The 16,521-nt window shown below is 71.5% G+C and carries 13 protein-coding genes; 6 read left to right on the forward strand and 7 right to left on the reverse strand.

From position 1 onward, the window contains the following. Positions 1-233: 233 nt before the first annotated feature. On the reverse strand, positions 234-779 hold the full coding sequence (locus J4573_RS53180) for a PPA1309 family protein (protein WP_208264152.1): 546 nt from the start codon (positions 777-779) through the stop codon (positions 234-236). Positions 780-897: 118 nt separating this feature from the next. Here J4573_RS53180 and J4573_RS53185 point away from each other — a divergent pair, with 118 nt between their 5' ends. Beyond that, complete coding sequence (locus tag J4573_RS53185; RefSeq protein ID WP_208264153.1) at positions 898-3,840, forward strand: UPF0182 family membrane protein; 2,943 nt, start codon at positions 898-900, stop codon at positions 3,838-3,840. A gap of 167 nt (positions 3,841-4,007) precedes the next feature. On the opposite strand, the gene J4573_RS53190 is transcribed toward J4573_RS53185, so the two are convergent. Beyond that, complete coding sequence (locus J4573_RS53190) at positions 4,008-5,093, reverse strand: NAD-dependent epimerase/dehydratase family protein (protein ID WP_307797572.1); 1,086 nt, start codon at positions 5,091-5,093, stop codon at positions 4,008-4,010. Between the two features lie 89 nt (positions 5,094-5,182). Between J4573_RS53190 and J4573_RS53195 the strand changes: the two genes are divergently transcribed. The 3 genes from J4573_RS53195 to J4573_RS53205 are packed head-to-tail and all read left to right on the forward strand — an operon-like array spanning position 5,183 to position 7,331. Further along, entirely contained in the window at positions 5,183-6,583 is a 1,401-nt protein-coding gene (locus tag J4573_RS53195) for a zinc-dependent metalloprotease (RefSeq protein WP_208264154.1), read from the forward strand. Next, on the forward strand, positions 6,580-6,750 hold the full coding sequence (locus J4573_RS53200) for a hypothetical protein (RefSeq protein WP_208264155.1): 171 nt from the start codon (positions 6,580-6,582) through the stop codon (positions 6,748-6,750). Before J4573_RS53195 ends, J4573_RS53200 begins: the two co-directional genes overlap by 4 nt. After that, a complete protein-coding gene (locus J4573_RS53205) occupies positions 6,747-7,331 on the forward strand; it encodes an NUDIX hydrolase (RefSeq protein WP_372443061.1) in 585 nt (194 codons plus the stop codon). Before J4573_RS53200 ends, J4573_RS53205 begins: the two co-directional genes overlap by 4 nt. Before the next feature lie 254 nt (positions 7,332-7,585). Here J4573_RS53205 and J4573_RS53210 read toward each other — a convergent pair whose 3' ends face one another. Then, positions 7,586-8,197, reverse strand: a complete 612-nt coding sequence (locus J4573_RS53210; RefSeq protein ID WP_208264156.1) for a hypothetical protein — start codon at positions 8,195-8,197, stop codon at positions 7,586-7,588. Then, complete coding sequence (locus J4573_RS53215; RefSeq protein WP_208264164.1) at positions 8,194-8,697, reverse strand: M48 metallopeptidase family protein; 504 nt, start codon at positions 8,695-8,697, stop codon at positions 8,194-8,196. Before J4573_RS53215 ends, J4573_RS53210 begins: the two co-directional genes overlap by 4 nt. A gap of 384 nt (positions 8,698-9,081) precedes the next feature. On the opposite strand from J4573_RS53215, the gene J4573_RS53220 reads away from it, so the two are divergent. Next, a complete protein-coding gene (locus tag J4573_RS53220) occupies positions 9,082-9,441 on the forward strand; it encodes a hypothetical protein (RefSeq protein ID WP_208264157.1) in 360 nt (119 codons plus the stop codon). A gap of 109 nt (positions 9,442-9,550) precedes the next feature. Here the strand turns inward: J4573_RS53220 and J4573_RS53225 are convergent, their stop codons facing one another. Further along, entirely contained in the window at positions 9,551-10,339 is a 789-nt protein-coding gene (locus J4573_RS53225; RefSeq protein ID WP_208264158.1) for an enoyl-CoA hydratase/isomerase family protein, read from the reverse strand. A 163-nt stretch (positions 10,340-10,502) separates the two neighbouring features. Here J4573_RS53225 and J4573_RS53230 point away from each other — a divergent pair, with 163 nt between their 5' ends. Then, a complete protein-coding gene (locus J4573_RS53230; RefSeq protein WP_208264159.1) occupies positions 10,503-11,861 on the forward strand; it encodes an ABC1 kinase family protein in 1,359 nt (452 codons plus the stop codon). A 128-nt stretch (positions 11,862-11,989) separates the two neighbouring features. Here the strand turns inward: J4573_RS53230 and J4573_RS53235 are convergent, their stop codons facing one another. Together J4573_RS53235 and J4573_RS53240 are read right to left on the reverse strand one after the other, a co-directional pair. Beyond that, on the reverse strand, positions 11,990-13,708 hold the full coding sequence (locus J4573_RS53235; protein WP_208264160.1) for a putative Ig domain-containing protein: 1,719 nt from the start codon (positions 13,706-13,708) through the stop codon (positions 11,990-11,992). A 265-nt stretch (positions 13,709-13,973) separates the two neighbouring features. Continuing rightward, positions 13,974-16,292, reverse strand: a complete 2,319-nt coding sequence (locus tag J4573_RS53240; RefSeq protein WP_208264161.1) for a helix-turn-helix transcriptional regulator — start codon at positions 16,290-16,292, stop codon at positions 13,974-13,976. Between the last annotated feature and the right edge of the window lie 229 nt (positions 16,293-16,521).

Raw genomic sequence — 16,521 nt, forward strand, 5'->3', positions numbered from 1 at the left:
CCGGCGCCCGGCTGAGATCACACGGGCCCGGCGCCCGGCTGAGATCACACGGGCCCGGCGCCCGCCTGGGGTCACACGGGCCCGGCGCCCGGCTGAGATCACACGGGCCCGGCGCCCGGCTGAGATCACACGGGCCCGGCGCCCGGCTGAGATCACACGGGCCCGGCGCCCGCCTGAGATCACACGGGCCCGGCGCCCGGCTGAGATCACACGGGCTCGGGGCCCGCCTGGGGTTAGACGGGCTCGGCGGGCGGGGGGAGGTCGGGCATGTCGGGGTCGAACGTGGCGCTCAGGGCCTCGGCGAGCGCCGGGACCAGCTCGGGGCCGACCAGGACCTCGTCGTCGGCGTCGTGGCGGCGCAGCCGCAGGGCCGAGTGACGGGTGCCGTCGCGCAGGACGCCGACCACCATGCGCACGTCCTCGCGCTTGGGGTGCTCGGCGGCCCACGTGGCCGCCTCCTCCTCGTCCTCGGGGATCTCCCCCTCGGCCTCGGGCGGCAGCACGACCCGTTCGATCACCAGGGCGCAGCCGGCGACGGTGTCGGGCCAGGCGATGGTGGCCAGGGCGTCCTCGACGCTGCCCTGCTCGGGCAGGGCGGGCTGTTCCAGGGCGGCCAGCGTGTCGGTGTCGGGGGGCAGCCCGAGCTCTTGCGCCAGGTCCGGCTCCGCCTTCCGCAACTCGGCGCTCTGCACGAGCGCGTAGAGCTTCGGCGGCGCGTCCCACCCCTCTTGGGCGGAATGGCGTTCGAGATCCAGCACGACTTCTTCCAGAAGACTCACGCGCCCATCTTTCCCCCATTCGAGAGAAGGAAAGGCTGGAACCCCCCGGCAAGTAGGTAAGTTGCATAGACAGCACCGGCGAGGGGTCCGGTGGGCATGACCTGGAACGGAGAGGCTCTTGACCTTCCGGACTCCCGGAATCGGGCGACGGCTCGGGACAGGCCGGACGCGGCTGGTCCTACCGGCGCTGGTCGCGCTGGCCGCGCTCCTGATCGCCTACTTCGTCTTCGCCCAGATCTGGACCAACCTGCTCTGGTACGAGTCGGTCGACTTCACCTCGGTCTACACGACGCAGCTGTGGGCCAAGCTGGTGCTGTTCTTCGGCTCGGGGCTGCTGATGGCGCTGGTGGTCGGCGCCAACATGGTGATCGCCTACCGGCTGCGGCCCGCGTACCGCCCGCTCTCGGTGGAGCAGCAGGGGCTGGAGCGCTACCGCACGGTGATCGACCCGCGGCGGCGGCTGATCAGCGGCGGGCTGCTCACCCTGCTGGCCCTGCTGACCGGGTCGTCGGTGGCCGGGCAGTGGCCGACGTTCCTGGCGTTCCTGCACCGGACCTCGTTCGGCGTGAAGGACCCGCAGTTCCACAAGGACGTCTCGTTCTACGTCTTCACCTACCCGTTCGTCCGGATGATCCTGGGCGTGGCGTTCGCGACGATCATCCTGTCGATCCTCGCCACGGTCGTCGTGCACTACCTGTACGGCGGGCTGCGCCTCCAGGGGCCCGGCGACAAGGCCAGCGGCCCGGCCCGGGCGCACCTGTCGGTGCTGGTCGGGATCTTCGTGCTGCTGAAGGCGTTCGCCTACTGGTTCGACCGCTACGGCCTGGTGCACAGCGAGCGCGGGGTGGTCACCGGCGCGTCGTACGCCGACGTCAACGCGCTGCTGCCCGCCAAGACGATCCTGGCCCTGATAGCGATCATCTGCGCGGCGCTGTTCTTCGTGAACATCACCCGCCGCGGCATGATGCTGCCCGGCGTGGGCTTCACGCTGCTGGTCGTGTCGGCGATCCTGGTCGGCGGCCTCTACCCGCTGCTGATCCAGCAGTTCCAGGTGAAGCCGGACGAGCAGGCCAAGGAACGCCAGTACATCGCCCGCAACATAGCCATGACCCGCAAGGCCTACGGGGTCGAGGACACCTCGATCACCCAGTACGGCGGCAAGCCCGAGACCGACGCCAAGAAGCTGCAGTCCGCCGCGGACGGGCTGACCGACGTCCGGCTGCTCGACCCGAACGTGATCAGCCCCACGTTCCAGCAACTCCAGCAGAAGCGGCCGTTCTACAAGTTCCCCGACACCCTCGACGTCGACCGCTACAAGATCGGCGACAAGTCGCGGGACGCCATCGTGGCCGTCCGGGAGCTGAGCGGGGCACCGTCCGGCCAGCAGAGCTGGGTCAAGGACCGGATGGTCTACACCCACGGCTACGGGTTCGTGTCCGCCGACGGCGGCCAGATCGGCGAGGGCGGCACGCCGCAGTTCCTGACCAAGGACATGCCCTCCACCGGCGCCGACGGCAAGCCGCCCACGGGGTCGCTGCGGATCGACAAGCCGCAGATCTACTTCGGCGAGCAGTCCAACAACTACTCGGTCGTCGGCGGCGACGACCAGCAGGAACTGGACTACCCGAGCGACAGCGCCTCCGGCCAGGCCGACACGACCTACACCGGCAGCGGCGGCGTCCGGGTCGACTCGTTCCTGCGCAAGTTCCTGTTCGCGACCAAGTTCCAGGACAAGAACCTGCTGCTCTCGGGCGCGATCAAGCCGGGCGCCAAGATCCTCTACAACCGCAACCCGCGCGAGATGGTGCACCGCGCCGCCCCCTGGCTCACCCTGGACGGCAACCTCTACCCGGCCGTGGTCGGCGGGCGCATCCTGTGGATCGTGGACGGCTACACCACGTCCAACAACTACCCGTACTCCGAGAGCATGAGCCTCGGGGACGCGACCCGCGACACCATCACCGACACCCGGTCGGCGGTGGCCAAGCAGGCCAACGACCACATCAACTACATGCGCAACTCCGTCAAGGCCACGGTGGACGCCTACGACGGCACGGTCCGGCTCTACCAGTGGGACGACCAGGACCCGATCACCAAGACCTGGATGAAGGTCTTCCCGCACACCGTGGAGCCGCGGAGCGCGATCGACAAGGTCCCGGGCCTGATGGACCACTTCCGCTACCCGCAGGACATGTTCAAGGTCCAGCGCCGGATCCTGACCAACTACCACGTCACCCAGCCCGACGCGTTCTACGGCGCCCAGGGCTTCTGGCAGGTGCCGCAGGACCCGACGTCGCAGAGCAGGATCCAGCCGCCGTACTACCAGAGCGTGCAGATGCCCGACTCGGAGTCGCCGCAGTTCTCGCTCACCTCGGCGCTGACGCCCAAGGGGAACACCAACCTGGCGGCCTTCATGGCGGTCGACTCCACGCCAGGGCCCACGTACGGCAAGATCCGCGTGCTGGAGCTGCCGCGCAACCAGACGACCGAGGGTCCGTCCCTGGCGCACAACGCGATGACCAGCGACGCCACCGTCGGGCAGCAGCTGTTCCCGCTGAACCAGAACGGCAACAAGACGCTGTTCGGCAACCTGCTGTCGCTGCCCTTCGAGGGCGGGATCCTGTACGTCGAGCCCGTCTACGTCAAACCCGCGAGCTCGACCTATCCGATCCTGCGCAAGGTGCTGGTCCGCTTCGGGGGCAAGAGCGCCATCGGCGACACCCTCCCCGCCGCGCTGACCTCGATCTTCGGCGGTGACGGCACCGCACCCACCCAGGGCACCGGCGACCAGGGCGGCGGCACCGGCCCGCTGAGCTCGGACGTCCAGGCGGCCATCAACAACCTCAACCAGGCCATCAACGACTTCCAGAAGGCCCAGAGCAAGAACGACTACACCGCCATGGGCGAGGCCTGGAAGCGGATCACCGCCGCCCGTGACGCCCTGGAGGAGGCCCAGAAGGCCGCCGCCAAGGCCAAGCCCGCCCCCACGACAACCTCAACCCCGTCAACGACCCCGACCCCGACCCCGTCGACGTCGCCCTCAACCACGCCGACCGGCTGACCCCGCCCCTGTCCACCTCGCCGATCTTGTGCGCAGCCACTGCCACCACGCACGCGAGCGCGTCCGAAGGTCTAGCCGAGGAACGAGGCTAGATCGCGAAGCGATGCAGCGCTCGCCAAAAGCCCGGTTAGACCGAGCCGCCAGGCGAGGCCGTAGGCCGGGATTTCTTAAACACGGCGGCGTTTGCGGGCTCGGCGGATGGCGGCGGCGGCGCCCACGGCGGCGAGGGTCGCGCCGGCGGCGGTCGCCATGGTGGCCTCCTTGCCGCCCACGCGGCGGCCGACGACGGCGTGGCGGCCGGCGGTCTCGTCCATGAGGACGCGCAGGGCGGTCGCGTTGTCGTACAGCGGCTTCCAGCCCGCGTCGCGCAGGCGGGCGCAGTCGACCACCCACGGGTAGGCGACGTAGTGCAGGTCGGTGGCGGGCGCGGGCGTCATGCCGAGGCGGTGCAGGCGCTGGGCCATGCCGAACGTCACCGAGGCGGGCAGCTCGAAGCCGCGCTTGCCGGTGATCTCCATGACCTCCTCGGCGCCCAGCCAGCCCTCGCAGCCGACGCCGACGGGCCCGGCGATGTCCTCGACGATCACCAGTTCCAGGGCGGCGGCGAGGTCGTCGACGTGGCAGAACTGCCAGGCGGGCGTGCTGCCCTTGACCGTCAGCAGGCGCGGCGCCTCGAAATGGCGGGTGACCACGGTGTCGATGCCCGGCCCGACCAGGGCGGCGGGCCGTACGACGGTGATCTCCAGGCCGGGGTGGGTGACCGGCGCGTTGGCGGCCAGGTCCTCGATCTCCAGGTAGTCCCCGGCGATGCTGGTGTTGGCCTCGGCCAGCAGCGGCGCGTCCTCGTTCAGCGGCACCTCGTTGTCGGGGCCCGCGCCGAACACCATCGCGCTGGTGACCAGGATCACCCTGCGCACCCGGGCGGCGGCCGCGGCGGTCACCACGGTCTGCGCGCCGCGGACGTTGTGGGTACGGCGCTCGCGCGGTTCGAGGTCGGGCGAACGCTCCAGATCCAGGTTGACGATCACGTCGACGTCCGACAGCCGGTTGGACAGCAGCGGGTCGCGTACGTCCACCACGCGCCATGTGACACCGGGCACATCGCCGCGGTGCGCGTCGATCGCGACGACCTTCTTCACTTCTTCCCGCTCGGCAAGCCTTCCGGCCAGCAGCCGCCCCGCCCCGGACGACGCGCCGGTGACGGCCACGACCGGGCCCTTGCTACGCCGAGGGCGAACCTTGCCCGTTGCCACGGAGGTGCCCCTCTCCTTGTGTACGCGAGTCCGCCGGGACCGGCTAACGTTGCGGATATGAGCCCATCATGCATCCCAGGGGCAAACCGATGAGTGACACTCCCTTCGGCTTCAACCGTCCGGGAGACGGTGACGACGACAACAAGCCCCAGGATCCATTCAAGGGCATGGGCGGCGACATGCAGCAGTTCGCCGACATGCTGCACCGCTTCGCCGACATGATCGGGACCCAGGGGGCCCCGGGCGAGGGCGGCCCGCTGAACTGGGACCTGGCCAAGAACATCGCCCGCCACCAGGTGGTCGAGCAGGGCGACCCGTCGATCGTGGACGCCGAGCGCCGCCAGGTCGAGGAGGCCTTGCGGCTGGCCGACCTGTGGCTGGACGAGGGCACCACGCTCCCCGCCGGGATCCAGAAGCCGCAGGCCTGGAGCCGGTCGGAATGGATCGAGCAGACGCTGCCAGTGTGGTCCAAGGTCTGCGACCCCATCGCGACCCGCATGGTCGAGTCGATGGGCGGCGCCCTGGGCGGGCCCGGCGAGATCCCGGCCGAGATGCAGGCGATGGCCGGTCCGCTGATCGGCATGGTCAAGCAGATGGCCGGCGCCATGGTCGGCGGCCAGGCGGGGCAGGCGCTCGGCGCGCTGGCCCGCGAGGTGGTCGGCTCGGCCGACGTGGGCCTGCCGCTGGCGCCCGACGGCGTCGGCGCGCTGCTGCCCGCCGGGGTCGACGCGTTCGGCGAGGGCCTGGAGGTCTCCGACGACGAGGTACGGCTCTACCTGGCGCTGCGCGAGGCCGCCCACCAGCGGCTGTTCGCCCACGTGCCGTGGCTGCGCGCCCACATCCTGAGCGCCGTCGAGGACTACGCCCGCGGGATCACCGTGGACCTGTCCGGGATCGAGCAGGCCGTTCAGGGGCTCGACCTGGCCAACCCCGAGGCCATCCAGGAGGCGCTGGGCGGCGAGATCAACCTCCAGCCCGAGGACAGCCCGCAGCAGAAGGCCGCGCTGAACCGCCTGGAGACCACGCTCGCGCTGGTCGAGGGCTGGGTCGACACGGTCGTGAACGAGGTCGCCGAGGGCCGGCTGCCCGGCGCGGTCAAGCTGGCCGAGGCCGTCCGCCGCCGCCGCGCGACCGGCGGTCCCGCCGAACGCACGTTCGCCACGCTGGTCGGCCTGGAGCTGCGCCCGCGCCGCCTCCGCGAGGCCGCCGCGCTGTGGCGCACGCTCACCGAGGTCCGCGGCACCTCCGGCCGGGACGCGGTCTGGGAGCACCCGGACCTGCTGCCGACCGCCGAGGACCTGGACGACCCGGACGGCTTCGTGCACGGCCGCGAGGACGGCCTGTCCGACCTGGACATCTCCGCCCTCACCGACCCCGACAAGGCCAAGGGCCTGGACGACAAGGGCGAGGCCAAGGCCGGGCCGGACGACAAGGGCGAGACCGAGCCCAAGGACGACGGCGAGGGCGACGACGGGAAACCCGAGTCGTGAGCCTCCGCGCGCGTACGCGGCTGAACGGCTGCCTGATCGATCCCGGCTCGGCCGCGCACAGGCGCCGTTCCGCCCGTTCGGCACTGTGCTGGCAGCGCCCGCTCGACCACGAGCGCCGGCGCCGCCACCCCGCCAACTCGCTCTACCCGCGCATCGGCCGCACGTGACCCTGCCCGCCGACCCGGCCCTGCCCGCCGACCCGCTCCACGCCGACGCGATCAAGGTGCTCGAGGCCTACCGGCCCTCGGGCACCGACGCGGGCTTCGCCGCCGCGCAGGCGCGGCTGCGCGAGGAGTTCCTGGGGCATCTGAACGCGCACGCCGACGGGCTCTGGAAGGCGTGCGCACCCGGCCACATCACCGCCAGCGCGCTGGTCCTGGACTCCACCGGCACCCAGGTCCTCCTGACGCTGCACCGCAAGATCAAGATGTGGCTCCAGCTCGGCGGCCACTGCGAACCCGGGGACGCCACCCTCGCCGAGGCCGCCCTGCGCGAGGCCACCGAGGAGTCGGGGATCGAGGACCTGGAGCTGCGGCTGGACCCGATCCAGCTGGACCGCCACAAGGTCTTCTGCCACCCCGAGGGCACGTGGCACCTGGACGTTCAGTACGTCGCCTACGCCCCGCAGAACGCCCGCGCCGAGATCAGCGACGAGTCCGACGACCTCCGCTGGTTCCCGGCCAACGCCCTCCCCGACCTCACCGACGACGCCGTACGCCGACTGGTCGCCCGCGCGACGACCCTGTAGACCAGTCAGGCTTGGCCGCCAAACAGACCCGAAGGTGGCCGGTCGTCAGGCCGGCCGGCCAGATCAGCAAGTGGTCGGCCAGTCAGGCCGGCAGGTGGTCGGCCAGTCGGGCCGGCAGGTGGTCGGCCGGCCGGTTAACGGACGGCCAACCGATCAAGCCAGCGGACGGCCAGCCAGTCAGGGCAGCAGACGGTCCGGCCAGTCAGGCGAGCGGGCGGTCGGCCGACCAGATCAGCAGGGGGTCAGCCGGCCGGTCAGGCGAGGGGGTGGCCCTCTAGTAGGGCGCGGGTGTTTTCCCAGCCCTCTAGGCCCTGGTCGAGGAAGCGGAGGTCCTCGGGGGTACGGAGGCGGTGCCAGCCGGGGCCCTGGGGGATCTGGCCGGGGCGGGGGGCGGCGTCGCGCAGGCGGGTGAGCGCGTCGGGCGCGTTCAGGCCGGTGTCCTTGAGGGCCGTGGCCAGCCAGTCCTCCAGCGGGAGGCGGGCGGCCAGGGCGACCAGTCCCCCGTTCTCCGACTGGCAGGCGGCCGCCGGGGCGTTCCCCAGCGAACGGAAGAGCTTGCCGATCAGCAGCGGCGGCAGGTCGGGCGCGTCGTGGGCGAGGAGGGCGGCCTCGGTGGCGCCCAGGGCGTGCAGTTCGGCGAACGCCTCGGCGGGCGTTCCGGCCTGTACGATCGGCGTGCCCGGCCAGGTGACGGCCTCGGCGTCGGGCTGGTGGGGCGGGTCCAGGACCAGCGCGGGCGTGACCAGCTCAAGGCCCGCCGCGACCTCGTAGGTGTCCTCGAGCAGGGCCAGGCGGAACTCGTCGGGGTCGATGCCGGGCGGGGCCTGCCCGCCGGGGTACGCCAGGACCGCGACGAACCGGGTCATCCAGCGACGCCGTAGTCGTTGGCGTCCGGAGCGTCCGCCGCGTCCTCGTGCGGCAGGTGCTCGGCCGCCGCGACGCCCTCCAGGTAGCCGCGGGCCCGTTCCGTCTTCGGATAGTGGCCGACCAGCTCCCAGAAGTCCGCGCCGTGCCCGGGGATCAGCAGGTGGGCCAGTTCGTGGACCAGCACGTAGTCGACCACCCAGGACGGCATGCCGCGCAGCCGGGTGGACAGCCTGATCGTGCCGTCGTCGGGCGTACAGGAGCCCCAGCGCGTGCGCTGGTTGCTCACCCAGCGGACGCTCGTGGGCACCGCACGGCCGCCGAGATGGCGGCGAGACAGCTCTAGAGCCCGTGCCTCGAGATCGGAGTCACTGGGCCGCCGCCGGCGCTCACGCTCGGCCAGGCGCTCCAGTATGGTCGCGATCCACTGCTCTTCCTCGGCCTTGCTCAGCCTCGACGGAAGCATCACCACGACCTTGTCCCCGTCGCGATACGCGGACACCGTCCGCCGACGTCTGTTGCTGCGGCGGACCTCTACGTTGGGGGGCACCCCAGAACCGTACCCAAAAATTTGCGTCCTCCACAGGGGGTGGGCGGCATCATCCCAGGTCAGCCGAGGTGTTTTTGCCCGTCCCCAGAGAGTTTCCACAGAATCTCCCCCCGCTTTCCACACCAACACCCCGGCGCGTCCCCAGGAGCCTCCACACCCTGTCCACACGGGCCCGTTGACGGCCCCGCGGACCGCTCCTACTGTCGGGCTCCAGGACGGCTCCGGCCGCCGGGCACCCGCTTCGTCAAGGGGAAGGGAGGCGGGCGCCCCGGCGGCCGGAGCTTCTCCTTGTGGTCGATTGGGTACGTACGGTGACAGTCGACTACAGGGGGCACGGTGAGCAAGGCCAGCAAGAACGAGGAGCCCATCGAGGGCGTACCCCTCTCGCCTGAAGAGAGCGCGCAGCGTTCGGCCGCCGCCCGCATCGGCGGAGGCGTCGTCGGCATGATCGCCGGCCGCGTGGCGGGCCGCGCCTTCCGCCCGGTCGCCCGCAAGGTCGCAGGCCGCTTCGGCCTCCCCGCCGCCTCCATCACCCGCGTGATCGAGGTCGCCACCCCGGTGCTCGCCGCCTTGATCGCCGGGCAGCTGGCCAAGCGCAAGGCCCAGAAGCAGTCCGGCCCGCCGCACGACGAGGCCCCGGGCGCCATGTCCCTGGTCCCCCGCCAAGAGTCAGCCCGCCAACACGGCGGCCTCTGACCAGCAGCGTCTCTCAGCGCCGGCGCGGCGCCTGGCGTGCCCTCTGACACGGTCCGCGCTGCGGCTTGCCTCGCCGCTTCGGCCAGCGCGGGATCGGCCGAACGGGTGGCTACTCGCCGGTGAAGGTGGGGCGGCGCTTTTCGCGTTGGGCGGTGATGCCCTCGACCATGTCGCTGGAGGTCATGGTGACGGGCTGGGCCAGGGATTCCCAGCGGAGGGCGGACTCCATGTCGGGGTGGCCGCCGCCGGAGAGGGCGACCTTGGTGAGGCGGGTGGCGATGGGGGCCTGGGCGGCGATCTGCTCGGCGACCTTGAGAGACTCGCCCAGGACCTGCTCGCGCGGGACGGAACGGTTGATCAGGCCGTACGCCTCGGCCTCGGGACCGCTGACGGCGCGGCCGGTGAACAGCAGCTCGCGGGCGATCGGCAGCCCGGCCACCTCGGGGAGCAGCCAGGTGGTGGCCATGCCGGGGTGCAGGCCGAGGGCGGTGAACGGGACGAGCATCTTGGCGTCCGAGGCCGCGTAGCGCAGGTCGCAGGCCAGGGCCAGGGCGAAGCCGGCGCCCACGGCGTGCCCGTTGATCGCGGCGATCGTGGGGACCTCGACGGAACGGATCGTCAGCCAGGTCCGGTAGTACTCCAGCATCCGGTCGCGCAGCGGCGGGACCTTGATCGCGTTGGTGTCCGCGAGCCAGGACAGGTTGCCCCCGGAGGAGAAGGCGCTGCCGGCACCGGTGACCACCAGGCAGCGCAGGGCCGGGTCGGCGCGCAGGCCCGCGATCGCGTCCTTCCATTCGGCGGTCATCTCGTCGGACATCGCGTTGCGCCGGTCGGGATCGTTCAGGGTGAGAACGGCGACTCCGTCGGAACGCTTTTCCAGCAGCAGCACATCGGCCATGGCCCGCACGGTATCGCGCGCCTTCGCAAGGCCCTGGGGCAGAGGGTGAGAAAGCGCACACTTACCGCGTTTACCCAGGTAGGGGCGGTGAGGCCGAGACAAGGACCAAGACTTGTGTCAGTGGTTGTAGCGAGAACGACACGTCATCGCTGAGAATGCAAGCGTGAGCGATCTTCCCCGCCGCGCGGTGACGCGGTCCGCAAAGCTGGCGTCCCTGCCCCTTGGATTCGCCGGGCGCACCGCCCTCGGCGTCGGGAAACGCACGTTCGGCAAGCCGGCCGAGGCCGTGGCCATGGAGATCCAGACGCGCACCGCCGAGCAGCTCTTCCGGGTGCTGGGCGAGCTCAAGGGCGGGGCGATGAAGCTCGGCCAGATGCTGTCGATCTTCGAGGCCGCGCTGCCGCCCGAGATCGCCGGGCCGTACCGCGCCACGCTCACCAAGCTGCAGGAGGCCGCCCCGCCGCTGCCCGCCGCCGCCGTGCACAAGGTGCTGGCCGAGGGGCTCGGCGCGGACTGGCGCGAGGAGTTCGAGTCGTTCGACGACAAGCCGGCCGCGGCCGCCTCGATCGGCCAGGTGCACCGGGCCGTGTGGAAGGACGGCCGTGAGGTCGCCGTCAAGGTCCAGTATCCGGGCGCCGGGAAGGCCCTGATCAGCGACTTCAACCAGCTGGCCCGGCTGGGCAAGCTCTTCGGCATCCTGATGCCCGGCCTGGACGTCAAGTCCATGCTCGCCGAGCTCAAGGAACGGGTGATCGAGGAGCTCGACTACACGATCGAGGCCGCCTCGCAGACCGCGGTCCGCGACGCCTACCCCGCCGACGACCCCGACTTCTACATCCCCGAGGTCGTCGCGCAGGCCGGAAACGTGCTGGTCACCGAGTGGATCGACGGCACCCCCCTGTCGAAGATCATCTCCGGCGGGTCGGAGGACGAGCGCAACCACGCGGCGCTGCTCTACTGCCGGTTCCTGCTGTCGGGCCCGAAGCGTTCGGGCATGCTCCACGGCGACCCGCACCCGGGCAACTTCCGGCTCATGGAGGACGGGCGGCTCGGCGTGCTCGACTTCGGCGCGGTGGACCGGATCCCCGAGGACTTCCAGTACCGGATGGGCCGCCTGCTGCGCATCGGCACGCTCGAGGACATCGACGAGGTCGAGGCGGCGCTGCGCGAGGAGGACTTCATCCGCGAGGGCGTGGACGTCGACACCGAGTCACTCCAGGTCTTCCTCGCCCCGATCACCGAGCCGTTCGTCGAGGACACCTTCAAGTTCAACCGCGAGTGGCTGCGCGACATGGCCGCCAAGGTCACCGACCTGCGGCCGACGAACGTGGTCCGGCAGCTCAACGTGCCGCCCGAGTACGTGATCGTCCACCGCGTCCTGTCGGCCGGCACGGGCGTCCTGTGCCAGCTCGACTGCGAGATCCCGGCCCGCGGCGAGTCGCTCACGTGGATCCCCGGCTTCGCCGACGAGGACGACGATGACGACACCCCGACCGTCGACGAGACCGAACTCGTCGGCTGAACTGGTCGGCTGAACACGTCGGCTGAACTGGTCGGCTGAACTGGTCAGCTGAACGCGTCGGCTGAACGCGTCGTCGGACGGCGAGGGGGCGGGCAGCGGTCCCGCTCCCTCGCCGTCCGGACGCTAGATCACCATGAGTTCCACACGGTGATCAGGAAGGTGACGGCGGCCTTCTTGCCCGCCTGATCGGTGACGCTCACGGTCGTGTTGGACATCCCCCAGGTCGTCGGCGAGCCGGCGATCTGCCCGGACGCCGCGTTGATCGACAGCCCGGCCGGGAGACCCGTCGCGCTCCAGCGGTAGGGGGTGGCTCCGCCGGACGCCTTCAGCTGCACCGAGAACGCCTTGCCGATGTAGGCGTTCTGCCCGCCGGGACTCGTGAGCGTGGGCGCGCCGCCGGTCGCCCCGATGGTCCAGGTGAACGAGGCGGACCCGGTCTTGTTCGCGGCGTCCTTGACCGAGACCGTGGCCTTGAACGAACCGGCCTTCGTCGGCGTACCGCTGATCGTTCCGGTCGAGCCGTCGATCGCGAGCCCGTCCGGAAGCCCGGTGGCCGACCAGCTGTAGGGGGCCGTTCCGCCCGAGACCTTGCCGTCCAGCCGTACGGCCGTACCGACCTGGCCGGACTGGTCGCCGGGCGAGGCCACCGTCGGCCCGCCCGGGTTGGCCGTGGCGGTGACCAGGGTGAGGCCCCACTTGGCGACGGCCTCGTTGATCGGCTGCCCGATCGTGTCCGGGTCGCTCGCGCCGCACGCGTTGCCGCCGCCGGAATGCAGCCCGACGGCCTTGGCGTCGTTCTTGGGCCCGGTGACGTACGATCCGCCCGAGTCGCCCGCGCCCGAGCAGGCGTCGGTCACGAACAGCCCGTCGATGATCACGTTGCCGTAGTCGATGGTCTGGTTGATCTGGGTGACCGTTCCGCACTGGAGCTTGGTGTTGCCGCCCGAGTGGCAGATCGACATCCCGACCGTGGGCTCGGCGGACCCGGTGACGGTGATGTCGCCGCCGCCGTAACCCGACACCGTCGGGGTCAGCTTCCAGGACGCCTCGGTGACGTCCACCAGGCCGAAGTCGCCCTCGCGTGCGTTGATGCTGTGCGTGCCGCCGACGTTGGACGTGCCGAGGCGCGTGCCATCCTTGCCGTACGCGGCCTGGTCGGCGTCGTTGGTGCAGTGCCCGGCGCTCAGCATGTGCCGCGAGCCGCCGGAACCGGTCGCCGAGAAGCCGATCGAGCACGAGCCCTCCGTGCCCGGCTTCCAGTACTCGCCGCCGACCACGTCGCCGCCCTGCTGGTGGAACGTGGTGTCGGAACGGACCACGTTCACCGCCGGCGAGAGGGCTTGCAGCCGTTGGCGGAACGCGGGGTCGGCCGCGCCGGTCACCCGTACGGTCACGCGATCGGCAGGCGCGTCGACACCCCAGGCCGTCACGCCGGGAACGCCCGCGCCGACGAGCCGGGAGACCTGACCGGCGACTCGCACCAGCGCGGCGGGCCCGTAGGGGACGAGCTTGGGCTGTGCGCCGGCGGCGCGGACCTGACGTGCGTGAACATCGTCGACGACGGGAACGACCAGCGTTCCGGCGTGGGCGTCGAACCACATGCCGGCGCCGCCGACCGCGGGCCGCAGCACCTGCGCGGCGCGGCGGGCGCGCGCCTCGTCCGCCCAGCGCTTCTGGACCTGGTGAGTGGAGAGGCCGAGGTCGCGGCGCATCGCCTTGAGCATCGGATCGGCGGGAGCGTTCGGGGACGGGCCTGGCCCGGGGTCTGCCTGCGCGGCGGGCATCGCCGCGATCACCAGCACCGCGGCCGCGCCCGCAGAACAGAGCAGCCGTGCATTCCTGTTCATCGGTGGGGCCTTTCGAGGGGGCTCGGGGGTACGCGCTTCAGGGGGCGCGCTACGGGGGGTGCGCGCTACAGGGGTGCGCGCTACGGGGGTACGGGCCTTGTCCGGACAAGGCCCGTGGCGGGAGGTGGTGCACCCTGACCAGGTGATCGGGATCGCCGATGGGAGAAACGGTAGGTTCGGGGCGCCGCGCCCGAAACGGGGGAATCCCTTGCGTCAGGCCGCGCATCGCGCATCGCGCATCGCGCATCGCGCATCGCGCGTTGCGTCAGGCGCGGAGGGCGGCGATCAGCTGGGTCCGGGAACGGACGCCCCGCTTGCGGTAGATCCGCGTCAGCATCGACTCGACGGTCTTCACGCTGATGGAGAGCGCGACGGCGATCTCCCGGTTGCTGGATCCTCGTGACACGAGCGCGGCCACCCGGGCCTCGGTCCCGGTCAGCGCGACGTCGAGGCCCGTGGTGTTCGGGTCGCCGGAGTCCAGGCGGGCGGCGGCGTCGCGAGCCAGGTGCTGCCAGGGCCGGGCCTCCGCGCCGGTGAAGATCGCGTCGGCGCGGGCCAGCAAAGCCCGGGCCTGCGCCTTGCGGCGCCGGCGCCGGGCGATCTGCGACAGCCCGAGCAGCGCCCGCCCCTGCTCCAGCGGCAAGCCCAGCGCGCCGAATCGTTCGACCGCCGCGTCCAGCGCCTCCTCGGCATCTTCGAGGCGTCCGCTCGCCGCCAGCGTCAGGCCCTCAGCATGATCGAGCGCGGCCAGTACGCCGCCGCGCCCGAGCCGTTCCGCCGTCGGCCTGACCTCTGCCAGCAGCTCGCGCGCCTCGTCCTGCCGACCGGTGGCACCGAGCGCGATCACCAGGTCGCCATGCCAGCGCAGAACGGACGGATCCACAACGCCAGCGGCCCGTTCAAGATCGAGAACGCGGCCCAGCGCCTCCTCAGCCGCGTCCGGATCGCCGGTCATCAGCTCGACCTGGCCGAGCACCGCCAGGCTGCGCGCGAGGAAGATGACGTCGTGCTCTTCCTCCGACGCCTTGGTCGCGTGCAGCGCGAAGGCCCGGGCGCGGTGCGGCCCGCCGCCCGCCGCCTCCGTCAGCGCCATCGTGAACCACGCCGGTCCCGGTGACAGCCCCGCGATCTCGGTCAGTTCGGCGGCACGGCGCGCGTACGCGGCGGCGATCGCACACCAGCCCGAACGCACCTCGACCTCGGCCAGCCCGCGCAGCACGTCCACGATGTCCTCGGCCGCGCCGGAACGTTCGGCGGCGGGAAGCAGATCGAGGAAGGCCGCGCGCGCCTCGTTCAACCGGTCGTCGAAAAGCGCGTGCCGAGCTGCCAGGAAAGGCGCGGAATCGTTCACCGGCCCGGTCGCAGAGCACAGCCCGAGCGCCTCGGCAAGCGTGCGTTCAGCAACAGCGTCCCCTACCAGCCGCTCGGCCCGCGCCCGCATCGTGAGCGCCGCCGCCAGCAGATCGCGATCTCCCGCGACCCGCGCGAGCGCGCAGGCGAGATCCGCCTCGCGCCGGGCCCGCGCCGGATCGCCCTCGGTCAGGTTGGCGCGGACCGCGAGCCGCAGATGAACCTCGGCCTGCAGCGCCGGATCACCCTCGGCGTCGGCGAGCGCGCGGGCGAAAGTGTCGGCGAGGCCGGTGAGCGACTGCCCGGCGGTACGGATCACCGCCAGCCGCGCCCGGGTCCGCTCGGTCGGTGTCCCGATCCGGTCAAGCAGCGCCTCGCCCTGCCGTACGAGATCGGACCGCCCGGCCGCAGCGGCGTCGGCGGTCGCATCGACGATCGTCCGGCGCAGCTCAGGATCGTCCCGGCAGCCAGGCGCGCGTTCGGCGGCGAGAAGCCCCAGCTCAGCCGCAGCCGCCCGGTCCCCCGCCTCCCGGACGATCGCCGCGGCCTCCACCAGTTCGGCCGCCAGCTCCGGATCAAGGTCACGACCAGCCAGAGCCCGATGCCGAACGCGATCGACGTCATCCTCCACCGCACCCGCCAGCCGCCGATGGGCTTCAGCACGCCGCGTCCACCCGGCCTCCTGAACGAGCGTTCCGGCAATCGCCGACCCCGCGAACGCCACCTGCCCAGCAGGATCGATCGCCACCAGACCCGCCGCGATCGCGGCCCGCAGATCCAGATCCGCGTCCGCCCAACCGGCCCGCCGAAGCAGCGCCACGGTCGGCCGCCGAGCCAGCGCCGCAGTCAGCAGCAGTTCCCGCGTACGCCCAGGAAGTTCACTGAGCCGAACGGCAATCAGAGCCCTGACCGCATACGGCACCGAGTCGGCCGAAGCCGCCAGCGCCTTACCGATCTCGACCGCCCAAAGCGGAAACCCACCACTGGCGACGTGCACCGGCCCCGCCAGCCTGCAAGGAAGCCCATGTTCACTAAGCAGATCCGCAATGTCGTCACCGTTCAGCGGACGAACATCCAGGATGCTCCACCCGCCGCCCAACCGAACCGCAGGCGCCGCGACCCGAGTCCGTTCAGCCAGAACGCAGCCCAGCCCCTCAGTCACCCGCCGCAACGCATAAGACAGCGCATCCGCACTCTCCGCATCAATCCACTGAGCATCATCAATCGCCAGCAAACCCCCCGCGCCACCCCAAGCCCGAAGTGCCCCCGCAAGCCCAAACCGCAAAGCCAGAACATCAACGCCCCCGCCCCCCCCGCCGATCTCACCCGCGCCGCCAAGCCCGCCTGTTACGCCAGCCGCGCCAACTCCACCCGCCCCACTCGTTCCACCAGCCTCGCCCGATCCGCCAACCTCACCCGTTCCACCAACCGTGCCGCCCCCGCCAGCCCCGCCCGTTCCACCA

The organism is Actinomadura barringtoniae (genome assembly GCF_017573505.1).
In the GTDB taxonomy this organism is placed as follows: Bacteria; Actinomycetota; Actinomycetes; order Streptosporangiales; family Streptosporangiaceae; genus Spirillospora; species Spirillospora barringtoniae.